A 22,297-nucleotide genomic window follows, 5' to 3' on the forward strand; every position below is an offset into this window, starting at 1 on the left:
GTGGACAGTCCCATGACCTCCATGGCGGCGATGCGGTCGTTCCGGCGCGACCCGTCGGTGACCGCACGGCGGCTGCCGAAGGGGACCGTCCGGCGGATCCTCGGCATCGCCCGCCCCTACAAGCGCGAGCTGACCAAGTTCCTGGTCCTGGTCGTCGGGTCCTCGGTGATCGGGGTGATCACCCCGCTGCTGGCCGGCAACATCGTCAACCGGATCGCCGGGCTCGAGGGCACCGCCGCTGGCATCGTGCGCATCGCGCTGCTCATCGCCGGGCTCGCGGTGGTCGACGCCGGCATCTCGCTGGCCACCCGCTGGTACTCGGCGCGGATCGGCGAGGGCGTCATCTACGACCTGCGCAGCCAGGTCTTCGAGCACGTCCAGCGGATGCCGGTCGCGTTCTTCACCCGCACCCAGACCGGGGCCCTGGTCAGCCGGCTCAACAACGACGTCATCGGCGCCCAGCAGGCGTTCACGTCCACGCTCTCCGGCGTCGTCTCCAACGTCATCGGCCTGGTGCTCACCGCCGGCGTGATGCTCACGTTGTCCTGGCAGATCACGCTGCTGTCGCTGGTGCTCGTGCCGCTGTTCGTGCTGCCCGCCCGGCGGATCGGCAGCCGGCTGCAGGAGATCACCCGGGAGTCCTACTCGCTCAACGCCTCCATGAACGCGACGATGACCGAGCGGTTCAACGTCGCCGGCGCGCTGCTGGTCAAGCTCTTCGGCCGGCCCACCGCCGAGGCGGAGTCCTTCCGCGGCCGCGCCGCCCGGGTGCGGGACATCGGCGTGCTGTCGGCCATGTACGGCCGCACCTTCTTCACCGCCCTCACGCTGGTGGCCGCCCTGGCCACCGCGCTGGTCTACGGCCTCGGTGGCTGGCTGGCCTTCACCGGCACGCTGACCGCGGGCGACGTCGTCGCGCTGGCCCTGCTGCTGTCCCGGCTGTACGGCCCGCTCACCGCGCTGGCGAACGTGCGGGTCGACGTCATGAGCGCGATGGTGAGCTTCGACCGCGTCTTCGAGGTCCTCGACCTGCCGCCGATGATCCGGCAGGCGCCGGACGCCGTCCCCGTGCCGGCCGACGACCGCTCGATCGAGTTCGACGCCGTCTCGTTCAGCTACCCCGCGGGTGCGGACGTGTCGCTGCCGTCGCTGGAGGAGGTGTCGCTGCCCGAGCACGGCGGCCCGGTCGACGTGCTGCACGACGTCAGCTTCCGGGTCGAGCCAGGCCACCTGGTCGCGCTGGTCGGCCACTCGGGCGCGGGCAAGTCGACGATCGCCAACCTCGTACCGCGGCTGTACGACGCGACCGGCGGCGCGGTGCGGGTCGGGGGGGTGGACGTGCGGCAGGCGACCCTCGCCTCGCTCCGCGACGCGATCGGCGTGGTCAGCCAGGACGCGCACCTGTTCCACGACACCATCCGGGCCAACCTGCTCTACGCCCGTCCGGAGGCCTCGGACGAGCAGCTGTGGGACGCGCTGACCGGCGCCCGCATCGGCGACCTGGTGCGCGCGCTCCCCGAGGGGCTGGACACCGTCGTGGGCGACCGCGGCTACCGGCTCTCCGGCGGCGAGAAGCAGCGCCTGGCGATCGCCCGGGTGCTGCTCAAGGCGCCCGGGATCGTGATCCTCGACGAGGCGACCGCCCACCTGGACAGCGAGTCGGAGGCCGCGGTCCAGCACGCGCTGGACACCGCGCTGGCCGGGCGCACCTCGCTGGTCATCGCCCACCGGCTGTCCACCATCCGCAGCGCCGACCAGATCCTGGTGGTCGACGGCGGGCGGATCGTGCAGTCCGGGACGCACGAGGAGCTCCTCGCGCGGGGCGGCCGCTACGCCGACCTGTACCGCACCCAGTTCGCGCAGAAGGAGGACGGCCGGGTCGTCGTCGGGTGACCGCACCGAGAATCAGTGGCGCTGTGCTCATGGCCGGGCACGCGCTGTCGTGGGCGCTCGGGAGAACCACGAAACAGCAGTTGAGACGGTGGGTGACTCCGGCGGGGGTCGGACGAGCCTGGCCCTCCGACCACTAGCGTCACTCCTGTCCCAGGCGGCCGCAGCCGGGGACACGTGACCGGGCTGGCGCGGTCACGCAGAACCACAGCAGGCGTCGGACGAACCGGCGAACGCCAGCGAGGAGGAGACGTGACCGCAGCGCACCCGCAGGACTCCCAGATCCGTTCGCTCTACGCCCAGTTCGTCGACGGGTGGAACCGGCGCAGCGGCGCGGCGGTGGCGGCCGGTTTCGCCGACGACGGGGACATCATCGGGTTCGACGGGACCCACCACCGCGGCCGGCTCTCCATCGCCGCGGATCTCCGCCAGGTCTTCGGCTCGCACCAGACCCCCGCGTACGTCGCGGTGGTCCGCTCGGTGCGGCCGGTAGGCGAGGGGGTCGCGATGCTCACCGCGCACGCCGGGATGATCCCCGCCGGCGGGAGCGACCTCGACCCGGAGCTGAACGCGGTCCACACGATGGTCGCCGTCGACGAGGGGCGTGGCCGCTGGCGGATCTCGCTGTTCCAGGCGACCCCCGCCGCGTGGCACCAGCACCCGGAGGCCCGGGAGGAGCTCACCGAGGAGCTCCGCGGGCTGCTCATCCCGCAGTGACCGGGGTCAGTCGACCGTCGCGTCGACGGTGATGACGTCGACCTGCTCCACGACGGCCTTGCCGCCCACCCGGCCGACGTCGTCGACGATCCCGCCGGAGACCTCCAGCGCGACGGCCATCGCTGCGGGCGGGCCGACGACGCGGACGTCGTAGGGGGCGCTCAGCGGCTGCCCGTCGATGCGCAGGTCGCCCGGGGTCCCGGTGACGGCGCTGGACGCGACCACCCGTACGTCGTCGAACTGGAGCGCCTCCGCACCGGCGCCCCGGAGCTCCTGGATGGCGCCCAGCACCACCGACGCCGGCACGGCGCCGTCAGGGTCCTGGATGGTGATCTGCAGGCCGGGACCGGACGCCGGGAGGGTGCCGGCGAGGATGCCGATGGCCTCGGCACGGGACCGCGCCTGCTCGAGCGCCGGGCCGAACTCCTCCTGGTCGCCGCTGAGCTCCTCGACGGTCCGGCGCGTCTCGCCGATCTGCCGCCGCAGCGCCTCTTCGCGGGCGTTGAGGTCGTCGAGGATCAGCACGAGATCCGCCTCGCGCCGCACGTCCTGGTCCTCCGGCTCGGCGGTGTTCCGGATCTGGACGGTGAGCGCGAAGCCCAGCGTCACGGTCAACCCGGCGGTGGCCACGGCCGCGACCGGGCGGCTCCACCCGCGCCGGGACCGTGACGCTCCAGTGGAGGTCGAGGGTTCAGCGGCCGGCGGGGGAACGGCGGATCCGGACGGCGCTGCGTCCGCCCCGTCGGTGGCCGGCTGCGCGGTGGCCGGCTGTGCGGCGGACGGCTGCTCGGAGGACGCGACCTCGGCCGGCTCGGCCCCGCGCGACGACCCGGCTGACGGGTCCGGCACCCCGTCGGTCGTCGGCTCGCGCTCCATCGCACCCCACAGTAGGTCAGCGCCCTCCCGTGCCGGTGGCGCCCGGGCGGGTCAGCGGGCCTGCGCCGATGGGGTGGCTGCGTCGTACCGGTCGAGCAGGATCGCGGCGATCCGGTCGTCCGGCAGCAGGGGCGCGGTGACGACGTCGGCACCCGCCCCGCCCAGCTTGTCGTGGAAGTGCCCCGGCGCCAGCAGGTAGGACGCGACCACCACGGTCGTCGCGCCGGCCGCACGGGCGGCAGCGACCGCGTCGGGCACCGCCGGGCGGGCCGCCGAGCCGTAGCCGGTGGTGACCGGCCCGCCCCACGAATCCTGGACCAGCGCCGCGGTGCGCTCCACGTCGGCGACCGAGCGGGGGTCGCTGGAGCCGGCGGCGGCGAGCACCACGGCGGTCCGCGGATCGGCGGGGTCCGCGCCGGCCTGCACCAGCCGGTCGCGCAGCACGGCCGCCAGCCGGGGATCGGGCCCCAGCGGCCGGGCGGCCACGGTTCCGGGAGCCGACGCCACGGCCTGGGCGATGTCCACGTGCACGTGGTAGCCGCCGGACAGCAGCAGCGGGACGACCACCGCCGGCCGCCCGTCGGCCGACAGCCCGGCGACGACGTCGACGACGGTGGGCGGCTGCACGTCGACGAACGCCGCGGTCGTCACGAGCCCGGGGCGCTGGGTTCGGGCGGCGAGGGCGAGCTCGGCGATCAGCCGGCGGCCGGTGGGGTTGCGGGTGCCGTGCGCGCAGGCGACGAGCACTGGTGCGGGTGTGGGTGTCACAGCGCCCGGGTCGCCCCGCCGTCGACGGCGATCATCGTCCCGTTGAGGAAGGAGGCGGCGGGGGAGAGGGCGAACGCCGCCACCCGGCCGAACTCCTCGGGCCGCCCGACCCGGCGCAGCGGGATCGATGCCTCGGTCCGGGCGCGCATGGCGGCCGGATCACCCGATGCGGCCTCGATCTCGGTGATCCGGTCGGTGGCGATGGTGCCGGGCAGCAGCCCGAGCACGCGGATGCCTCTCGGCCCCAGCTCGTCGGCCAGCGCCTTCGCCGTCATCGCCAGGCCGGGGCGCAGACCGTTGGAGATCGCCAGGTGCCCGACCGGCTGGCGCACCGAGATGGAGAGCACGAAGGCGATCACGGCCCCGTCGCCGAGGTGGGGGACCAGTGTCCTGACCAAGCGCAGGGGGCCGAGGAGGACGCTGTCGACGGCGGTGCGCCAGGCGTCCTCGGGGGTGTCCAGCACGCTGCCGGGCTTCGGGCCGCCGACGCTGATCAGCGCACCGTCCACCTGGCCCAGGCGGGTCCTCGCCTCGCCGACCAGCCGCTCGGCGGCGTCGGGATCGGCCAGGTCGGCGGCCACCCCGGTCGCGGCCGGCTCGCCGCCGAGCGCGTCGACGGCCGAGCCGACGCCGTCCGCGGAGCGGGAGCTGACCAGCACCCGGGCCCCGTCGTCGACGAGGGCCCGGGCGGTCGCGAACCCCAGCCCCCGGCTCGCGCCGGTGAGCAGGAATCCACGACCACCCAGGCCCAGGTCCATCAGCGGGTCCTCAGCCGTCCGTCGGTCAGGCCGCGCTGCCGCGCAGCGACCGCAGGACGTACTGCATGATCCCGCCGTTGCGGTAGTAGTTCGCCTCGCCAGGGGTGTCGATCCGGACGCGGGCGTCGAACTCCACGTCACCGGCCTTCACCTTGACCGTGCGCGGGACCTCGCCGTCGTTCAGGGCGGTGATCCCGGTGATGGTGAACTCCTCGTCGCCGTTCAGGCCGAGCGACTCGCGGTCCTGGCCCTCGGGGAACTGCAGCGGCAGCACTCCCATGCCGATGAGGTTCGAGCGGTGGATGCGCTCGTAGCTCTCGGCGATGACGGCCTTGACGCCCAGCAGCGCGGTGCCCTTGGCGGCCCAGTCGCGCGACGAGCCCGAGCCGTACTCCTTGCCGGCCAGCACGACCAGCGGGATGCCGGCGTCGATGTAGGCGCGCGAGGCGTCGTAGATCGTCGTCGTCTCGCCGGTCAGGTGGTTCTTGGTGACGCCACCCTCGGTGCCGGGGACCAGCTGGTTGCGCAGCCGGATGTTGGCGAAGGTGCCGCGGATCATGACCTCGTGGTTCCCGCGGCGCGAGCCGTAGGAGTTGAAGTCGCGACGGTCCACACCGTGCTCGCGCAGGTACTGCCCGGCGGGGCTGTCGGCCTTGATGGAGCCGGCCGGCGAGATGTGGTCGGTGGTCACCGAGTCGCCGAGCACCGCGAGGGTGCGGGCGCCGGTGATGTCCTCGACCGGGGCCGGCTCGGCCGGCATGCCCTCGAAGTACGGAGGACGCCGGACGTAGGTGCTGTCCTCGGCCCACTCGAAGGTGTCGCCGGTGGGCGTGGGCAGGTTCTGCCACTGCTCGGTGCCGGCGAACACGTCGGCGTAGCTGCGGCCGAACTGCTCGGCGGAGACGGCGTGGTCGATGACCCGCTGGACCTCCTGCGGCGAGGGCCAGATGTCACGCAGGAAGACGTCGTTGCCGTCCTGGTCCTGGCCGAGCGGGTCGTTGTTGAGGTCGACGTCCATGGAACCGGCCAGCGCGTAGGCGATGACCAGCGGCGGGGACGCCAGGTAGTTCATCTTGACGTCGGGGTTGATCCGGCCCTCGAAGTTGCGGTTGCCCGACAGCACCGAGACGACGGCGAGGTCGGCCTCGTTGACCGCGGCCGAGACCGGCTCCGGCAGCGGGCCGGAGTTGCCGATGCAGGTGGTGCAGCCGTAGCCGACCAGGTAGAAACCGAGCTTCTCCAGGTACGGGGTGAGCTCGGCCTTCTCGTAGTAGTCCATGACGACCTTGGACCCGGGGGCCAGCGTCGTCTTGACCCACGGCTTGCTGGTCAGGCCGCGCTCGACGGCGTTCTTGGCCAGCATGGCCGCGCCGATCATCACCTGCGGGTTGGACGTGTTGGTGCAGGAGGTGATAGCGGCGATCACGACGGAGCCGTGGTCGACCTCGGTCTCCGTGCCGTCCTCCATGACGACCTTGGTGGGCTTCCGCGGCCGCTCGGCGACGGCGTGCCCGTCGACGTGGTGCGGCTTGCCGGCCGCGCCGTTGCCGTGCTCGGACGGCGCCGCCGGGTCGGAGGCCGGGAAGGACTCCGCCGAGGCCTCGTCGACGGCGGAGTCCACGCCGTAGGGCTGCTCGTTGCCGGGGACACCGGGCTTGCGGTCCTCGCCACCGGTCTCGTCGGCGGCCACGTAGTCGACCAGGGCCTCGCGGAAGGCGGGCTTGGCGTCGGTGATGGCGACGCGGTCCTGCGGGCGCTTCGGACCGGCGATCGAGGGGACGACGGTCGCCAGGTCCAGCTCGAGGTACTCGGAGAACGCCGGCTCGCGGGACGCGTCGTGCCAGAGGCCCTGCTCCTTGGCGTAGGCCTCCACGAGGGCGACCTGCTCCGGCGAGCGACCGGTCAGCTGCAGGTAGGTGATGGTCTCCTCGTCGATGGGGAACATCGCCGCGGTGGAGCCGAACTCCGGGCTCATGTTGCCGATCGTGGCGCGGTTGGCCAGCGGTACCGCCGAGACGCCCTCGCCGTAGAACTCGACGAACTTCCCGACCACGCCGTGCTCGCGCAGCATCTCGGTGATGGTGAGGACCAGGTCGGTCGCGGTGGCGCCGTCCGGGAGCTGCCCGGAGAGCTTGAAGCCGACGACGCGCGGGATGAGCATCGACACCGGCTGGCCGAGCATCGCGGCCTCGGCCTCGATGCCGCCGACGCCCCAGCCCAGGACGCCCAGGCCGTTGACCATCGTGGTGTGCGAGTCGGTGCCCACGCAGGTGTCGGGGTAGGCGATCACGCGGTCGCCCTCCTGCCGCGGGAACACCACGCGCGCCAGGTGCTCGATGTTGACCTGGTGGACGATGCCGGTGCCCGGGGGGACCACCTTGAAGTCGCTGAAGGCGCCCTGGCCCCAGCGCAGGAACTGGTAACGCTCGCCGTTGCGCTCGTACTCGATCTCGACGTTGCGCTCGAACGAGTCCTCGGTGCCGAAGATGTCGGCGATCACGGAGTGGTCGATGACCAGCTCAGCCGGGGCGAGCGGGTTGATCTTCTGCGGGTCGCCGCCCAGCTCCGCCATGGCCTCGCGCATGGTGGCGAGGTCGACGATGCAGGGGACGCCGGTGAAGTCCTGCATGACCACGCGGGCCGGGGTGAACTGGATCTCCTGGTCGGGCTCGGCCGACGGGTCCCAGTTGGCGATCGCCCGGATGTGGTCGGCGGTGATGTCCGCGCCGTCCTCGGTGCGCAGGAGGTTCTCGAGGAGCACCTTCAGGCTGAAGGGCAGCTTCTCGGAGCCCTCGACCGCGTCGAGCCGGTAGATGTCGTAGTCGGTGCCGTCGACGCTGAGCGTCGAGCGGGCTCCGAAGCTGTCCTTGCTGGCTGCCACTTGTCTGCGCCTACCCCTCGTGGTTCATCACGCTTCGTTGACCACCCTCGATCATCCCAGTTCGCGGCCGGGAGCACCGAGTCAGGCGACCCTTCCCTCACCCGGTGACCTGTGCCACCTCCCGGGAAACACGCGCCGCCCGGTTCGTGCGGACGCCGGGATGCCGGCGTCCCTCCCGCCCGTACCGCCGCACCCGTCCCACCCGGCCCCCGGGGACGGCGTGCCGCGGAGACCTGCCGCTCCGCCGGCCGCCGCGCGGTTACGGTCCCGCGCCATGACCGCGGTCGACCCACCGGCACCCGTCCTCGCCGGGGCGCGTCCCGCGCCGGAGCAGCTCGCCGGCCTCCGCCTGCCCGGGCGGCCGGCCCGCGCCCGGCTGGTGACCTGGGTGCTCTGGACGTGCCTGGGAGTGGCGTTCGCCGGGACCTGCGCCGTCCGTGGGCTGCCGACCGACCGCGTCGTGCTGCTGGGCTGGGTGCTGGCCGGGCTGGGCGTCTCCGCGGCCACCCAGGGCTGGCGCCGGCTCGTCCGCCTGCTGGTGGACTGGCTGCCGCTGGCGGCGGTGCTGCTGGCCTACGACGCCACCCGCGGGCTCGCCGACGGCCTGGGCATGCCGGTGCACGTGACCGAGCCGGCCGACGCGGACCGGTGGCTCGGCGGCGGCGTGCTGCCCACCGTCTGGCTGCAGGAGAACGTGCGGGCCGACTGGTGGAAGGCGCTGGCCACGCTCGTCTACAGCAGCCACTTCGTCGTCACGCCGGTGGTCCTCGCCGTCCTGTGGCTGCGCGACCGGGCCCGCTGGGCGCGGTGCGCCCGCCTGGTGGTGGCGCTGTCGCTGGCCGGCCTGGTGACCTACGTGCTGTACCCCGCCGCCCCGCCGTGGCTGGCCGCGAAGGAGGGCGTGATCGAGCCGGTCGGGCGGGTCAGCAGCGCCGGCTGGGAGGTGCTGGGGCTGCCCCGCGCCGGCGTGCTGCTCGCCACGAGCCAGGGCCAGGTCAACCTGGTGGCGGCGGTGCCGTCGCTGCACACGGCGTTCGCCGTCCTGATGTGCATGGTCCTGCTCCCGCTGGCCCGGCGGACGTGGCAGCGGGTCGCGCTGGTGGCCTACGCCGTGCTGATGCCGCTGGTGCTGGTCTGGTCCGGCGAGCACTACGTCGTCGACACCCTGCTGGGCGCCGCGTACGCCTGCGGCGTCGTCCTGCTCGCCCCGCCGGCCGGACGGCTGGTCCGCGCGGGCGTCCGCCGCGCGGCCCTACCGTGGCGGGCGTGACCGGCGCCGTCCCCGAACCCCTGCCCGGCTGGCTGACCGCCGCCTCCCGGATCACCGCGCTCACCGGCGCGGGCATCTCCACCGACAGCGGCATCCCCGACTACCGGGGGCCGAACGGGGTCTGGACCCGCGACCCGGACGCCGAGAAGCTCGTGACGCTGTCCTACTACGTGCGCGACCCCGACATCCGGCGCCGGGCCTGGCTGATGCGCCGGGACATGGGCGCGCTGGACGTGCGCCCCAACGCCGGCCACGCGGCGCTGGTCGACCTGGAGGGGCAGGGCCGGCTGCGCACGCTGATCACCCAGAACGTCGACGGCCTGCACCAGGCCGCCGGGTCGGCGCCGGAGCGGGTGCTGGAGATCCACGGCACGGTGCACGAGGTCGAGTGCCTGGGCTGCCGGGACCGGACGACGATGCGTGAGGCGCTGGACCGGGTCGCCGCTGGAGACCCCGACCCCGCCTGCCGGGTCTGCGGCGGCATCCTCAAGTCGGCGACGATCAGCTTCGGGCAGCTGCTCGACCCCGCGGTGATCGACGCCGCCGCGGCGGCCGCCGCCGACTGCGACGTGCTGCTCGCGGTGGGGACCTCCCTCCAGGTCCACCCGGCGGCGGGACTGGTCGACGTCGCCGTCCGGCACGGCGCCCGCGTGGTGGTGGTCAACGCCGAGCCCACCCCGTACGACGACGTCGCCGATCTCGTCGTCCGCGAGCCGATCGGGACCGCGCTGCCGCGGCTGGTCGCGGCCGGCTGAACGCGTTCCCTTTCACTGCGCCGGCTGACCCTGGCTCACCGCACCGGCTGGCTCCTGGCTCACCGCACCGGGTCCTGGCTCACGACCGGTGCTGAGCCAGGACCCGGAACGATCAGGTGACCTGATCGTTCCGGAGCGCCACGGCCGCGACCTACCGTGGGCGGCGTGACCGGCGCCGTCCCCGACCCGCGGTGACGCTGCTCGTCGTCCACCTCGCGCTCACCGCGGCGTACGCCGGGTTCCAGTGGGCCGTGCGGATCGTGGTCTACCCGCAGTTCGCCCAGGTCCCACCCGCCGCCTTCGCCGCCTACGAGCGCAGCCACCAGCGGCGGGTCACCCGGGTCGTCGGTCCGCTGTTCGCCGGGCAGGGGGTCACGACGCTGGCGCTCCTGGTAGCCCGGCCGGCCGGGACGCCGCTGCTCCCCGTCCTCGTCGGTGCGGCGGGCCTGGCCGTCGTCCTGGCGGTCACCGCGCTGCTCGCCGTCCCGTTGCACCGCCGACTCGACCGCGGCTGGGACGCCGCCGCGCACCGCCGCCTGCTGTCCGTGGACGGCGTGCGGGCGGGCGCCGCCACCGCCAGCACGGCAGCGGCCGCGTGGGCGCTGCTGGCCACCTGATCGGCACGCGCCCGGCCGCTCGTCGTCGTCCCCGCTGACCGATAGCGTGACGGGGACCACCTCTTCGGCCGGCCCGGTGCCGGCCCAGCACCTCCGGGAGCCGGCATGCGCGTCCCCCTCACCAGTCGCGACTTCCTCGACCGGGCCGAGCTGGTCTACGGCGACCGGATCGGCGCCGTCGACGAGCCGGCGCAGCCCGCGCCGTCGCTCGGCGACGTCACCTACCGCGAGGTGGCCCGGCGGGGCCGCGCCCTGCAGGCCGGGCTCGACGCCCTGGGCATCGCCGAGGGCGAGCGGGTGGCGATCGTCAGCCACAACTCCGCCCGGCTGCTCGAGCTGCTGCTGTCCGTGCCGTCCTCGGGCCGCGTCGCCGTGCCGATCAACTTCCGGCTGCAGCCCGAGGAGGTCGAGTACATCGTCGGGCACTCCGGCGCCCGGGTGCTGCTGGTCGACCCGGAGCTGGAGAGCTCGCTGAAGGGCGTGGGTGCCGAGCACCGGTTCGGCACGGGGGAGGAGTACGAGCAGCTGCTGCGGTTCGACGTCGAGCCGCGGCCGTGGTCGGAGCCGGACGAGGACGCCACGGCGACCATCAACTACACGAGCGGGACGACGGCGCGGCCCAAGGGCGTGCAGATGACCCACCGCAACATCTGGGTCAACGCGGTCACCTTCGGCATGCACATGCAGGTCAGCGACCGCGACGTCTACATGCACACCCTGCCGATGTTCCACTGCAACGGCTGGGGGCTGCCCTACGCCATGGCCGGGGTCGGCGCCCGCCAGGTGGTGATCCGCAAGATCGACGGCGCGGAGATCCTGCGGCGGGTGGACCAGCACGGCGTGACGCTGATGGCCGGGGCCCCGGCGGTCTGGAACGCCGTCCTGGAGGCGGCCGCGGACTGGGACGGCGAGATCCCCGGGCGCGACCGGGTGCGGATCATCGTCGCCGGTGCGCCGCCGCCGTCGCGGACGATCGCCCGCGTGGAGGCCGAGCTCGGGTGGGAGTTCAACCAGATCTACGGCCTGACCGAGACCGCGCCCCTGCTCACCATCAACCGGCCGCGCGCCGAGTACGACGACCTCGACGCCGAGGAGCGCGCCAAGCGGCTGTCCCGCGCGGGCGCGCCGTCGATCGGCACCCGGATGTCGGTGAGCGACACCGGCGAGGTGCTGGCGCGCAGCAACACCGTGCTCGCCGGTTACTGGGAGAACCCCGACGCCTCGGCCGAGGCGCTGGAGGACGGCTGGTTCCACACCGGCGACGGCGGCAGCATCGACGACGAGGGCTACGTCGCCATCTCCGACCGCAAGAAGGACGTGATCATCACCGGCGGCGAGAACGTCTCCTCGATCGAGGTCGAGGACGTCGTGTTCAGCCACCCGGCGGTGGCCGAGGCGGCGGTCATCGGCATCCCCGACGAGAAGTGGGGGGAGATGGTGACCGCGATCGTGGTCCTGGCCGAGGGGGAGCAGGCCACGGAGGCCGACATCATCGCCCACTGCAAGGCCCGGCTCGCCGGGTACAAGGCGCCCAAGCGGGTCGAGTTTCGCGACGAGCTCGCCCGCACCGCCACCGGCAAGATCCAGAAGTTCAAGCTGCGGCAGGACTTCTGGGCCGGCTCCGACCGCCAGGTCAACTGAGTTCTCCGGAGGGCCGGCCGGCGCGCGGCCTCCGTAAGGGGAGGGTTCACCCGCTCGGGCGGTCCCACCCGTCGGGGTGAGCCCTCCTCAACGGTCCTGCCCCACCGCCCGATGACTCCACGGGACGCCCGACCGGGCGTCCCGTGGACGTCGGGAAGAGGCAGGTCGTGGGCAGCGGAACGCGGATGCGCACGGTGCGGGGCGGTACCGGTTCCCCCTCCGGGGTGGTCGGGCGTCATGGCGGCCGCCAGGCGCTGCGGACGGCGGTCACGCTCCTCGTCGCCGCGGTGGCGATCGGCCTGACCCCGTCGCCGGCCGGTGCCGCGCCGCGGAACCCCAGCGATGCCGAGCTCGGCGCCGCGGAGCGGGCGGAGGCCGATGCCGCCACCCGGGTCGGGGAGATTGGCGCGCAGCTGGCGCGGGCCCGGGCCGGCATCGACGCCGCCCACCAGGCGGCGCTCATCGCGCAGCAGGACTACGAGGACAAGCAGGCGGCGTACGACGCCGCCCGCACCGCCGCCGACGCCGCGGCCGCCGCGGCCGTCCGGGCGGCCGCCGACCTGCAGCACGGGCGCGACGACGTCGCCTCCTTCGCGCGGGCCAGCTACATGCAGGGCTCCACCGCGCCGGGCATCACCGCGCTGCTCAGCTCCGGCGGGCCGGCCGAGCTGATCGAGCGCTCGGCGCTGCTCGACGCCGCGGGGGTCAACCGCACCGAGGTCGTGGCCGAGCTCACCGTCCTGGAGGCGGAGGCGGAGACCGCCGAGCAGCTCGCCCGGGAGACCGCCGAGCAGGCCGAGACCGTCCAGCAGCAGGCCGCCGAGCTGCTGGCGAGCGCGCAGTCCCACGAGCTGTCCGCGCGCAGCCAGGCCGACGCGCTCGCCGCCCAGGAGGACGGTCTCCAGGCCGAGCTCGCGCAGGCGCAGCAGGCCCTCGACGGCCTGGAGGGTGCCCGGGCCGCCGCGCAGGAAGCCGCCGCCCGGCCGGCTCCCGCGCCGGTGGCGGCACCCGCGCCTGCGCCTGCGCCCGCGCCGGTGGCGGCCCCGGAGCGCACTCCCGCCCGACCCGCACCCGCCCCGGTGCCGGTACCGGTCAAGCCGACGCCCGTCCGTCCCGACGGCGGCACGGCCGGTGCGCCCTCGACGTCGGCGGTCGCCACGGCCATCGCCGCGGCGCGCTCGCAGCTCGGCGTGCCCTACTCGTGGGGCGGCGGCGGGAGCAACGGCCCGAGCAACGGGATCGCCCCGGACACCCAGATCTTCGGCTTCGACTGCTCGGGCCTCACCCAGTACGCCTACGCCCGCGCCGGCATCGCCATCGGCGGGACCAGCCGCGACCAGTGGTGGCTCAACCGCACGAAGCAGGTGGCGACCGGCGACCTGCGGCCCGGCGACCTGCTGTTCTGGGGCGGCGACCGGGACGACTACATGTCCATCACGCACGTGGCGATCTACATCGGCGGCGGGCAGATGATCGAGGCGCCGGACCGCGGGGAGCACGTGACCGTCGCCAGGGTGCGCACCTCGAGCAGCACGTACTTCGGCGCGGTGCGACCGAGCGCCTGAGGGGGCTGCCCCGACGAGGGGCGCACGAAAAGGCGTCGGGCAGCCACGGGGGGAGCTGCCCGACGCAGTCGCGAGGCTAGCAGTCCGGACGCTCCGCGGGCAGGGGTCTCGACGCCGCTGCAGCGTCCTGTTCGCGCAGGCCACGCGCCGCCTGCGCCGTCGGGGAGTGGCCGAGCCGGTTTCGTGTAGGACACTGGGCAGGGGGCCGGGACGACACCGCCCCGTCGACGGCCTGCCCGAGCCGGGCAGTCGCGGCCCGGCACGACCAGGGAGCCACGTGTCCAGCGCTGCCAGCACTCCGACCGAGAGCGCGCCCGCCCACCCGCAGGCGCCCGTGCCGCCCTCGGTCGACGCCGCCCGGCTGGAACGGGTCCTCTTCGAGATCAAGCGCGTCATCGTCGGCCAGGACCGGCTCGTGGAGCGGATGCTCGTCGCCCTGCTGGCCCGGGGGCACGTGCTGCTGGAGGGTGTGCCCGGCGTCGCGAAGACCCTCGCCGTCGAGACGCTGGCGAAGGTCGTCGGCGGCAGCTTCGCCCGACTGCAGTTCACCCCGGACCTCGTGCCCGCCGACATCCTCGGCACCCGCATCTACAAGGCCGGCCAGGATGCCTTCGACACCGAGCTCGGCCCGGTGTTCGCCAACTTCGTCCTCACCGACGAGATCAACCGCGCGCCGGCCAAGGTGCAGTCGGCGCTGCTGGAGGTCATGGCCGAGCGGCAGGTCTCCATCGGCGGCGTCACCCACCCGCTGCCCGACCCGTTCCTCGTGCTGGCCACGCAGAACCCGATCGAGTCCGAGGGCGTCTACCCGCTGCCCGAGGCGCAGCGCGACCGCTTCCTCATGAAGGTGCTGGTCGACTACCCCAGCTCCGAGGAGGAGCGGGAGATCATCTACCGGATGGGCGCCGAGCCGCCGGTGGCCGAGACGGTGCTCGCGCCCGGCGAGCTGCGCCGGCTGCAGCGGACCGCCTCCCAGGTCTTCGTGCACCACGCCCTGGTCGACTACGTCGTCCGGCTGGTGGTGGCCACCCGGTCGCCGCGGGAGCACGGCATGGAGGACGTCGCCAGCTGGGTCTCCTACGGCGCCAGCCCGCGCGCCTCGCTCGGCCTGATCGCCGCCAGCCGCGCCCTGGCCCTGGTGCGCGGCCGGGACTACGTCCTGCCGCAGGACGTCCTCGACGTCACCGCGGACGTGCTGCGCCACCGCCTGGTGCTCTCCTACGACGCGCTCGCCGACGGCGTGCCGGCCGACCACATCGTCAAGCGGATCGTGCAGACGGTCCCGCTGCCGCAGGTGGCGCCTCGGCAGGGCGCCTCCGGCGGGGGCCCCGGTGCTCCGGGCGGGCCCGCGGTGCCGCCCGGCCAGGGCGCCCCGTTCTTCGGTCCGCCGCAGGGCGTGCCGAACGGCGCCCCGTGGGGGCAGGCGCCGGGCGGCCGGCAGTACGGCCCGGGTCAGCAGGGGCCCGGCGGCCCGGAGGCCGGCCCCCACGGCGGTGCGTCGGCCGCCGGCGGCAACGGCGGCCCCAACGGCGCCGCACCCGGGTCGCAGCCGAGGTGATCCGCCGTCGTCGCCGGGAGGAACCGCTCCCGGCCGCGCCCGAGCACCCCGGCCTGCTGCTGCACCCGGCGACGCCCGGCTCGGCGGCGGGCGGGGGACCGGGCGACGACGGTGCGCCGCCGCGGTTCACCGACGGCCCGGCCGACGTGCTGCTGCGCCGGCTGGAACTGACCGTGCGCCGCCGGCTCGACGGCCTGCTGCAGGGGGACCACCTGGGCCTGGTGCCCGGCTCGGGCAGCGAGGCCGGCGACTCGCGGACCTACCACGCCGGAGACGACGTCCGGCGGATGGACTGGCCGGTCACCGCCCGCACCCAGGTCGCGCACGTCCGCGAGACGATCGCCGACCGCGAGCTCGAGACCTGGGCGGTGGTCGACCTGTCGGCCAGCCTCGACTTCGGCACCGCGAACTGCCAGAAACGGGACCTGGCGATCGCCGGCCTCGCCGCCGTCGGCCACCTCACCGTGCACGGGGGCAACCGGCTCGGCGCCGTCGTCACCACGGGGGAGCGGGTCGACCGCTACCCGGCGATGCCCGGCCGGCTGGCCGCCGAGCGGCTGCTCCGCTCGGTGGTGGCCACGCCCCGGGCCGAGAGCGGACGGCGCGGGGACCTCGCGGCCGCGCTGGAGACGCTGCGCCGGCCGCTGCGCCGCCGCGGGCTGGTCGTGGTGATCTCGGACTTCCTCGGCGACAGCGACTGGGAGCGGCCGCTGCGCGGTCTGGGCACCCGGCACGATCTGCTGGCCGTCGAGGTCGTCGACCCCCGGGAACTGGAGCTGCCCGACGTCGGCCTGCTCACCGTGGTGGACCCCGAGACCGGCGAGACGCTCGAGGTGCCGACCGGGGACGCCGAGTTCCGCGCCCGCTACGCCGAGGGTGCCGCGGCCCAGCGCGAGCGGGTGGCCGCGGCGCTGCGCCGGGCCGGCGCCGGCCACCTGCAACTGCGGACCGACCGTGACTGGCTCATGGACGTCGTCCGCTTCGTCGCCGAACGCCGGCGTGCCGGCAACGGAGGGGCCTCCCGATGACGTTCCAGTCCCCGTGGTGGCTGCTGGCCCTGCTGGTGGTCGCCCTGCTGGTGGCCGTCTACGTGCTGATGCAGCTGCGGCGCAAGGCGTACGCGGCCCGGTTCACCAACGTGGCGCTGCTGAGCTCGCTGGTGCCCAGGCGGCCCGGCTGGAAGCGGCACCTGGCGTTCGGGGTGGTCGCGCTCGGCCTGGCCACGCTCGTCGTCTCCCTGGCCGTGCCGAGCACCGAGGTGCGGGTGCCGCGGGAGAAGGCGACCGTGGTGATGGCCGTCGACGTGTCGCTGTCCATGGAGGCCGAGGACGTCGAGCCCACCCGGTTCCGGGCGATGCAGCGGGCGGCCACCGAGTTCGTCGACGTGCTGCCCGAGCGGATCAACCTGGGGCTGGTCACCTTCGCCGGGACGGCCACCACCGTGGTCCCGCCGACGACGGACCGCGCGCAGGTGGCGACCGCGATCGAGAACCTCGACCTCGCCGAGGCCACCGCGATCGGCGAGGCGGTGTTCACCTCGCTGGCGGCGATCGAGAACTTCCAGACCTCGCTGGAGAGCAACGGCGAGGAGCCGCCGCCGGCGCGGATCGTGCTGCTGTCCGACGGCACCAACACCGTCGGCCGGGACAACTCGCAGGCCGTCGACGCCGCGCGCGCCGCGGGGGTGCCCGTCTCGACCATCGCGTTCGGCACCGACTACGGCACCCTCGACATCGACGGGGAGCAGGTGCCGGTGCCGGTGGACCGGGGGGCGCTGGAGGAGATCGCCGACCAGACCGGCGGCAGCTTCAGCGAGGCCGCCAGCGCGGCGGAGCTGGAGCAGGTCTACTCCGACCTGGGCAGCCAGATCGGCTACACCACCGAGCCCAAGGACATCAGCCCGTGGTTCGTGCGGGCCGGCGTCCTGGTCGTGCTGGTCGGCGCGATCCTCAGCCTGTTCTGGACCAACCGGCTGATCTGAGCCGCGCGGTACCGCAGCCGTCCGCGCCGTCGACGGCACGGACGGCTGCAACACCGCGAGGACGAGCCGCCGTGCGCGGCCAGGGTCAGCGGGCGGGGTCGAGGACGAGCTTGCCGGTGGTGCGGCGGGCGAGCAGGTCCTGGTGGGCGTCGGCGACGCCCGACAGCGGGTAGCGGCCGCCGATCACCGGGTGCAGCTGGCCGTCGGCGACCTGCTGCAGCAGGTCGGTCATGGCGGCGTCCATCATCTGCGGTCGCGCCATGCAGTGCGCCAGCCAGAAGCCGATGACCGCTCGGCTCTTCTGCATCAGCATCCCCGGCGGCACCGAAGGGGTCTGCTGCCGCGCGGCCATGCCGTAGGTGACCAGCCGGCCGAACGGCGCGAGCGCGGACAGCGAGCCGGAGAAGACGTTGCCGCCGGTCATCTCCAGCACGATGTCGACCGGCTTGCCGCCGTTGGCCTCCCGCAGGGCCCCGGTGAACCGCTTCGGGTCCTCGTCGGCCAGCGCCGGGTCGACGGTGGCGTGCGCGCCGAGCTCCTCGGCGAGCTTCCGCTTCTCCGGGCTGGACGCGGTGGCGATGACCCGGCCGGCGCCCCAGCGGCGGGCCAGCTGGACGGCCAGCGAGCCCACACCGCCGGCTCCGGCGATGACGACGACCGTCTCGCCCTCGGCCAGGTGCGCGCTGGTGCGCAGCAGGTGCCAGGCGGTGCTGCCCTGCAACACCAACGACAGGGCCTGCTCGTCGCTGACGCCGTCGGGCACCGGCCAGGTGAGCGCGTCGTGCGCCGCCACCTTCTCGGCGTACCCGCCGCCGTCGAGGAGGCCGACGACCCGCTGACCGCCCCCGACCGGGGTGCCGACGAACTCGGCGCCCGGGACGAGCGGCAGTCTCTGCTCGGCCAGGTAGGAGTTCTCGATCTGGTGTGTGTCGGCGTAGTTCACCCCGGCGGCCGAGACGTCGTGCAAGGTTGTGCCCGGGCCCGCCTCCGGCTCCGGGACGTCGACGACGGTCAGGACCTCGGGGCCACCGAACTCGGTGATCTGGACTGCGCGCATGAGGGTGAGGCTATGACCTGCTCACGCCCGGACGTCGTTCCGGCCAGCCCCGCCGGTCGCCGGGTGCTCGGCCGGGGCGTGGTGGTGAGCCGCCGGATCCAGAGGTGGGCGTGGTCGTCGGCGAGCTCGACGTAGAAGTCGGACAGGGGCGCCCGCAGCCCCACCGGTGGTGCGGGCTCCCCATCGCTCGCGCGGGCGGCTGCCTGGCCGAGGGTCAGCCGCCGGCGAGCCGCTGCAGCCGGGTGGCCAGCGCGCCCCGCCGGTCGGCGTTGCCGTGCAGGTCCACGTACCGCTGCCCGAAGCCGGCCAGCAGCGTGTCGTCCAGCCGGCGCACGGCACCCGGGGGATAGCGGTAGTCCATCCGGGCGGTGATGCCGCTGTCGTCGACACCGCGGAGCACCTCACCCAGCTCCACCAGGCTGGTCACGCCCAGCTCCAGGAGCAGGCCGGAGATCCAGGTGTAGTGGTCCGGGCGTGACCAGCCGGCGTCGGCGTACTGCCCGGCCAGGAACGCAGCCAGCTCGCGGGGCGCGATCCGAGGGTCGTCGGGGTCGATGTCGTCGGCCTCGTCGCTGGGAACCGGTGCCCGTAGGCGTTCGCGGATCGCGGTGAACTGCTGGTCGGCCAGCTCCAGCAGCCCGGCGGCCAGGGTGAAGCGGCGGTCGAACTCGGAGGCGTGCTCGTCCGGCACCGTGCCCTTGTAGCGGATGTCGTGCTCGAACTCGGCCCACGCGTGTTGCAGCACCGTGCGCACCTGCACCTGCACCACGCGCCCGACCAGCTCCGGCAGCTCCGCCGCCCGGCCCGGGTCCACGCCGATCAGCAGGTGCCGGCTGGAGTAGCCGAACCGGCCCTGCTGCGCGGTCCGCCGTCCCATGTCGCGGTCGTCGATCACCCGCACCTGCGCGGCCAGCAGCTCGGCGACCGCCTCCACGTCGCTCTGCACGTAGGTGATCACCCGCACGCCGATCTGGTCGGTGATGTCGCGCGCCGGGTCCGGGTAGGCAGGCGCGCCGTCGACCGTGCGGGCCGCCTTCTCCGCGAACGAGGCGATGGTCTTGGTCCGCCCGGTCACCGACAGGTAGTTGATCCCGGCGTCGTTGAGCACCGCGGTGACGAGCGCGAGCGCCTGCGCCCCGGCGACCAGGGTCTCGGGCCGGCCGTCGGCGTACGCCTGGATGGCCTGCTGCACCGGGTCGGGCGGGGGTGCGGCGACCTGCGGGCCGGGCTCCAGGTCCGGCGGCAGGGTCGGGGTCACGATGGCGCCGCCGGCCGCGTCGCCGTAGGTGGTCACCTCGTCCGGGCGCCGGACGGCGATCCATCCCACGTAGGCGCACACCACGGCGTCCACCTGGTCCTCCGCCACCCGCAGCTCGCTCTTGCGGCTGGCGTCCTGCACCTGCTGGCGCAGCGCGGCGAACGGTGCGCCGAGGTCGAGCTCGGCCACCGCGCCCAGCAGATCGATGAGCAGCAGCAGCTCCGCACGCATCTGCTCGAGCGCCCGGCCCGGCTTGTTCTTGTACTTCAGCGTGCGGCCCAGCCGGAACAGCGCCACCGTCGCCGCGTGCGGGTACACCTCGATCGCGCGGCGGTCGCGGCCCGAGCGGGGGTCGAGGTCGAGCCGCAGGCGCCGGCCGATCCGCCCGCCGCGGGTGTCACCATCGGTGAACTCGGGCCTGCCGGTGTTCGTCGGGTGCGCTCCGGCCTCGAACCTCGCGAAGTCGGCGTTGAGCGCCCGCTCAGCGGCTCGATTCCCGGTGGCGTTGGTGACCACCAGCGGGGCGTCTATCGCCACGATGCACGGGCCGGCGGTGAACGGGGCCAGCGCGGTCTCGATCTCCTCGTCGGTGCGCACCGCGCTGACGTGCACCAGCCGGCCGGCGTCATCCAGCACGGCGAGGCCGGTGGGTTGCCTGAGCCCCCAGGCGAGGTCGATCCCGATGTGGTGCACAAGGCCAGCATGCCCGGCCCCCGCAGCTCGGCGGGGCTCGTCCCATGAGATCTGCCTGGCGGGTCCGTGTGACGAGCTGCCCGAGATCGCTCGGATGAGCGCCGTTCCACCGGCCGGCTGTCCACCGGGTGGACGAACGCGAGGACATGGACCCGCTGCGTGGACGTGACGACACCGACTCGCCGCAGGCGCGGCTCCCCGAGCTGCCCGCCCACAGGCCGCCGTCAGGTCAGTGGCCAGACAGCCGGCGGTGGGGTCGGCGAGGTCGATGCCGGCGGTGGAGACGTCGAAGACCCGCTGGCCGGGGCCGCCTCCGGCTCGGGGGTGTCGACGACGTCGTGGACCCCGGGCCCGCCGAAGCGGGTGATCTGCGCGGCACGCACGCAGGCAGGCAGGCTGGCTGGGCCTGGCCCGGTGACCACTGGAACGGGGAAGACACCCCGGCAGAGTCGGCGTCCGCGCCCGAGGAGGTTGACCGGTCACCGACGGCGGTTCGACACTGGTCCTCTCCTGTGGAGGGAGCCGGCGATGTCGTGGAACGTCAGAGGCAGCTACGCCGAGACCTGCTCGTGCGAGCTGATGTGCCCCTGCAATCTCTCGTTCGACCACGGTGCCACCTACGACTACTGCCGAGCGACCCTGGCCTTCGACATCCGCGAGGGCCAGGTCGAGGGCACCGATGTCAGGGGCCGTCGTGTCGTGGCGATCATCGACACCCCGAAGGTCATGACCGACGGCGGCTGGCGCCTCGGTGTGTTCGTCGACGACCAGGCCGACGACGACCAGTTCGACAAGCTGGTCAAGGTCTTCGGCGGGCAGCTCGGCGGCCCGATGGCCGCGCTCGCCCCGCTCGTCGGCGAGATCGCGGGTGTCGAGCGGGCGAGGATCGAGATCAGCGACGACGGGCTCCTGCACCGCGTCCGCGTGGGTGACGTGATCGAGTTCGAGGTGGAGGACATCGTGCCGTTCGGCAAGGAGGACGGGCAGCCGGTGCGGTTCGACGGGATGTTCCACCCGGCCGGGGCGAACCTGACCATGGCCGAGGCGCGGAGTTCGCGGATCGACGCCTTCGGGATCCGGTACGAGGGCAAGACCGGGCTGTCGACCTCGGACTTCTCCTGGGCCGGCTGACACCCGTGAGCGCGCCGACCCGGGAACGCTCCAGCGCCGGCGGGGGGCTGGCGCCCGCCTTCGCCGCGGTGCGCGTGCGGCTCCTGCTGGTCGCCGCGCTCTTCGCGCTCGCCGGCGCGGGGTGGTGGTGGACGGTCGACCGGATGCGGGGCATGGACGACGGGCCGTGGACCGGCCTCGGCACGCTGGGCTGGTTCCTCGTCCTGTGGGTCGTGATGATGGCGGCGATGATGTTCCCGTCCGTCGCACCGACGATCGCCCTCTACTCCCGCATGACCGGGCGGCGGTCCCCGCTCTCACCGCTGCTGTTCACCGGCGGCTATCTGGCCACGTGGGCCGGCGCCGGACTTTTCGCCTATGCGCTCGCCGTGATCCTCGGCCGGGTGCCGGGCGATCTCCTGGCCTGGGACCGGGCGGGCCGATGGATCGCGGGAGGCACGCTGGTCATCGCGGCGGCGTACGAGATGACCCCGTTGAAGGACGTCTGTCTCGGCAAGTGCCGCAGCCCGCTCGGGTTCCTGCTCGGCGCGTGGCGGGACGGCCGCCGGGGTGCGTTCCTGATGGGCGCGAAGAACGGCGCCTGGTGCGTCGGCTGCTGCTGGGCACTCATGGCCTCGCTGTTCGCCCTGGGGGTCATGAGCATCGTGTGGATGGCCCTCGTCGCCGGGTTGATCGCGGTCGAGAAGACCCTGCCCTGGCGCAGGGTCGCGACGTACGGAACGGCCGCTGTGCTGCTCGGCCTCGGCCTGCTGCTGTTCGTGGCCCCGGATGCCGTCCCGGCCCTCATGATTCCCGGAGCCGGGGAGACGGGCACGATGGGTCCGATGAGTTCCTAGGAACCTGCGGCGGGCGCGGATGGGCGCCCCGAGCGGTGGTCGCCC

At 74.0% G+C, this 22,297-nt stretch carries 18 protein-coding genes; 12 read left to right on the forward strand and 6 right to left on the reverse strand.

The annotated features are described in order from the left end of the window. Complete coding sequence (locus tag O2W17_RS17105; RefSeq protein WP_269193648.1) at window positions 1–1,893, forward strand: ABC transporter ATP-binding protein; 1,893 nt, start codon at window positions 1–3, stop codon at window positions 1,891–1,893. Window positions 1,894–2,142: 249 nt separating this feature from the next. Beyond that, window positions 2,143–2,607, forward strand: a complete 465-nt coding sequence (locus O2W17_RS17110) for an SgcJ/EcaC family oxidoreductase (RefSeq protein WP_269193649.1) — start codon at window positions 2,143–2,145, stop codon at window positions 2,605–2,607. Between the two features lie 6 nt (window positions 2,608–2,613). Here the strand turns inward: O2W17_RS17110 and O2W17_RS17115 are convergent, their stop codons facing one another. From O2W17_RS17115 to O2W17_RS17130, 4 genes are all read right to left on the reverse strand, one after another. After that, window positions 2,614–3,237: a DUF881 domain-containing protein gene (locus tag O2W17_RS17115; protein ID WP_269193650.1), complete on the reverse strand. Its 624-nt coding sequence runs from the start codon at window positions 3,235–3,237 to the stop codon at window positions 2,614–2,616. 297 nt (window positions 3,238–3,534) lie between these two features. Continuing rightward, window positions 3,535–4,230, reverse strand: coding sequence for a sirohydrochlorin chelatase (locus tag O2W17_RS17120; RefSeq protein ID WP_269193651.1), 696 nt, complete (start codon window positions 4,228–4,230; stop codon window positions 3,535–3,537). A gap of 17 nt (window positions 4,231–4,247) precedes the next feature. Next, window positions 4,248–5,009 carry an SDR family oxidoreductase gene (locus O2W17_RS17125; protein ID WP_269193652.1) on the reverse strand — a complete coding sequence of 254 codons (762 nt, stop codon included), beginning with the start codon at window positions 5,007–5,009 and terminating at the stop codon, window positions 4,248–4,250. Window positions 5,010–5,034: 25 nt separating this feature from the next. Continuing rightward, complete coding sequence (locus O2W17_RS17130) at window positions 5,035–7,890, reverse strand: aconitate hydratase (RefSeq protein ID WP_269193653.1); 2,856 nt, start codon at window positions 7,888–7,890, stop codon at window positions 5,035–5,037. Between the two features lie 274 nt (window positions 7,891–8,164). Between O2W17_RS17130 and O2W17_RS17135 the strand changes: the two genes are divergently transcribed. From O2W17_RS17135 to O2W17_RS17170, 8 genes are all read left to right on the forward strand, one after another. After that, on the forward strand, window positions 8,165–9,160 hold the full coding sequence (locus tag O2W17_RS17135; protein ID WP_269193654.1) for a phosphatase PAP2 family protein: 996 nt from the start codon (window positions 8,165–8,167) through the stop codon (window positions 9,158–9,160). Beyond that, on the forward strand, window positions 9,157–9,915 hold the full coding sequence (locus O2W17_RS17140) for an SIR2 family NAD-dependent protein deacylase (protein ID WP_269193655.1): 759 nt from the start codon (window positions 9,157–9,159) through the stop codon (window positions 9,913–9,915). Before O2W17_RS17135 ends, O2W17_RS17140 begins: the two co-directional genes overlap by 4 nt. 191 nt (window positions 9,916–10,106) lie before the next feature. Next, window positions 10,107–10,532, forward strand: coding sequence for a DUF1772 domain-containing protein (locus O2W17_RS17145; RefSeq protein ID WP_269193656.1), 426 nt, complete (start codon window positions 10,107–10,109; stop codon window positions 10,530–10,532). A 105-nt stretch (window positions 10,533–10,637) separates the two neighbouring features. Then, window positions 10,638–12,173 carry an AMP-binding protein gene (locus O2W17_RS17150; protein WP_269193657.1) on the forward strand — a complete coding sequence of 512 codons (1,536 nt, stop codon included), beginning with the start codon at window positions 10,638–10,640 and terminating at the stop codon, window positions 12,171–12,173. A 185-nt stretch (window positions 12,174–12,358) separates the two neighbouring features. Further along, the gene (locus O2W17_RS17155) at window positions 12,359–13,738 is read left to right on the forward strand and encodes a C40 family peptidase (protein ID WP_269193658.1); all 1,380 of its coding nucleotides are present in this window, start codon (window positions 12,359–12,361) and stop codon (window positions 13,736–13,738) included. 277 nt (window positions 13,739–14,015) lie between these two features. Continuing rightward, window positions 14,016–15,296 (forward strand): AAA family ATPase, encoded by a 1,281-nt coding sequence (locus tag O2W17_RS17160; RefSeq protein WP_269193659.1) that lies wholly within the window; start codon window positions 14,016–14,018, stop codon window positions 15,294–15,296. Then, the gene (locus O2W17_RS17165; protein ID WP_269193660.1) at window positions 15,293–16,324 is read left to right on the forward strand and encodes a DUF58 domain-containing protein; all 1,032 of its coding nucleotides are present in this window, start codon (window positions 15,293–15,295) and stop codon (window positions 16,322–16,324) included. Before O2W17_RS17160 ends, O2W17_RS17165 begins: the two co-directional genes overlap by 4 nt. Continuing rightward, window positions 16,321–17,277, forward strand: a complete 957-nt coding sequence (locus O2W17_RS17170) for a VWA domain-containing protein (protein WP_269193661.1) — start codon at window positions 16,321–16,323, stop codon at window positions 17,275–17,277. The genes O2W17_RS17165 and O2W17_RS17170 overlap by 4 nt, the downstream gene beginning before the upstream one ends. A gap of 85 nt (window positions 17,278–17,362) precedes the next feature. On the opposite strand, the gene O2W17_RS17175 is transcribed toward O2W17_RS17170, so the two are convergent. Then, on the reverse strand, window positions 17,363–18,334 hold the full coding sequence (locus O2W17_RS17175) for a quinone oxidoreductase family protein (protein WP_269193662.1): 972 nt from the start codon (window positions 18,332–18,334) through the stop codon (window positions 17,363–17,365). Window positions 18,335–18,548: 214 nt separating this feature from the next. Then, a complete protein-coding gene (locus O2W17_RS17180) occupies window positions 18,549–20,285 on the reverse strand; it encodes a DUF429 domain-containing protein (protein ID WP_269193663.1) in 1,737 nt (578 codons plus the stop codon). Between the two features lie 528 nt (window positions 20,286–20,813). On the opposite strand from O2W17_RS17180, the gene O2W17_RS17185 reads away from it, so the two are divergent. Further along, the gene (locus tag O2W17_RS17185; protein WP_269193664.1) at window positions 20,814–21,416 is read left to right on the forward strand and encodes a DUF1326 domain-containing protein; all 603 of its coding nucleotides are present in this window, start codon (window positions 20,814–20,816) and stop codon (window positions 21,414–21,416) included. A gap of 5 nt (window positions 21,417–21,421) precedes the next feature. Further along, entirely contained in the window at window positions 21,422–22,252 is an 831-nt protein-coding gene (locus O2W17_RS17190) for a DUF2182 domain-containing protein (protein WP_269193665.1), read from the forward strand. Window positions 22,253–22,297: the final 45 nt, after the last annotated feature.

Source organism: Blastococcus sp. VKM Ac-2987 (genome assembly GCF_026967805.1).
Taxonomy (GTDB): Bacteria; Actinomycetota; Actinomycetes; order Mycobacteriales; family Geodermatophilaceae; genus Blastococcus.

What these genes read in the sequence shown, in the direction of transcription:
- O2W17_RS17150 (WP_269193657.1), top strand. Translation starts at nt 10,638, where the DNA reads ATGCGCGTCCCCCTCACCAGTCGCGACTTCCTCGACCGGGCCGAGCTG.
- O2W17_RS17170 (WP_269193661.1), top strand. Translation starts at nt 16,321, where the DNA reads ATGACGTTCCAGTCCCCGTGGTGGCTGCTGGCCCTGCTGGTGGTCGCC.
- O2W17_RS17125 (WP_269193652.1), bottom strand. Translation starts at nt 5,009, where the DNA reads ATGGACCTGGGCCTGGGTGGTCGTGGATTCCTGCTCACCGGCGCGAGC.
- O2W17_RS17175 (WP_269193662.1), bottom strand. Translation starts at nt 18,334, where the DNA reads ATGCGCGCAGTCCAGATCACCGAGTTCGGTGGCCCCGAGGTCCTGACC.
- O2W17_RS17185 (WP_269193664.1), top strand. Translation starts at nt 20,814, where the DNA reads ATGTCGTGGAACGTCAGAGGCAGCTACGCCGAGACCTGCTCGTGCGAG.
- O2W17_RS17135 (WP_269193654.1), top strand. Translation starts at nt 8,165, where the DNA reads ATGACCGCGGTCGACCCACCGGCACCCGTCCTCGCCGGGGCGCGTCCC.
- O2W17_RS17155 (WP_269193658.1), top strand. Translation starts at nt 12,359, where the DNA reads ATGCGCACGGTGCGGGGCGGTACCGGTTCCCCCTCCGGGGTGGTCGGG.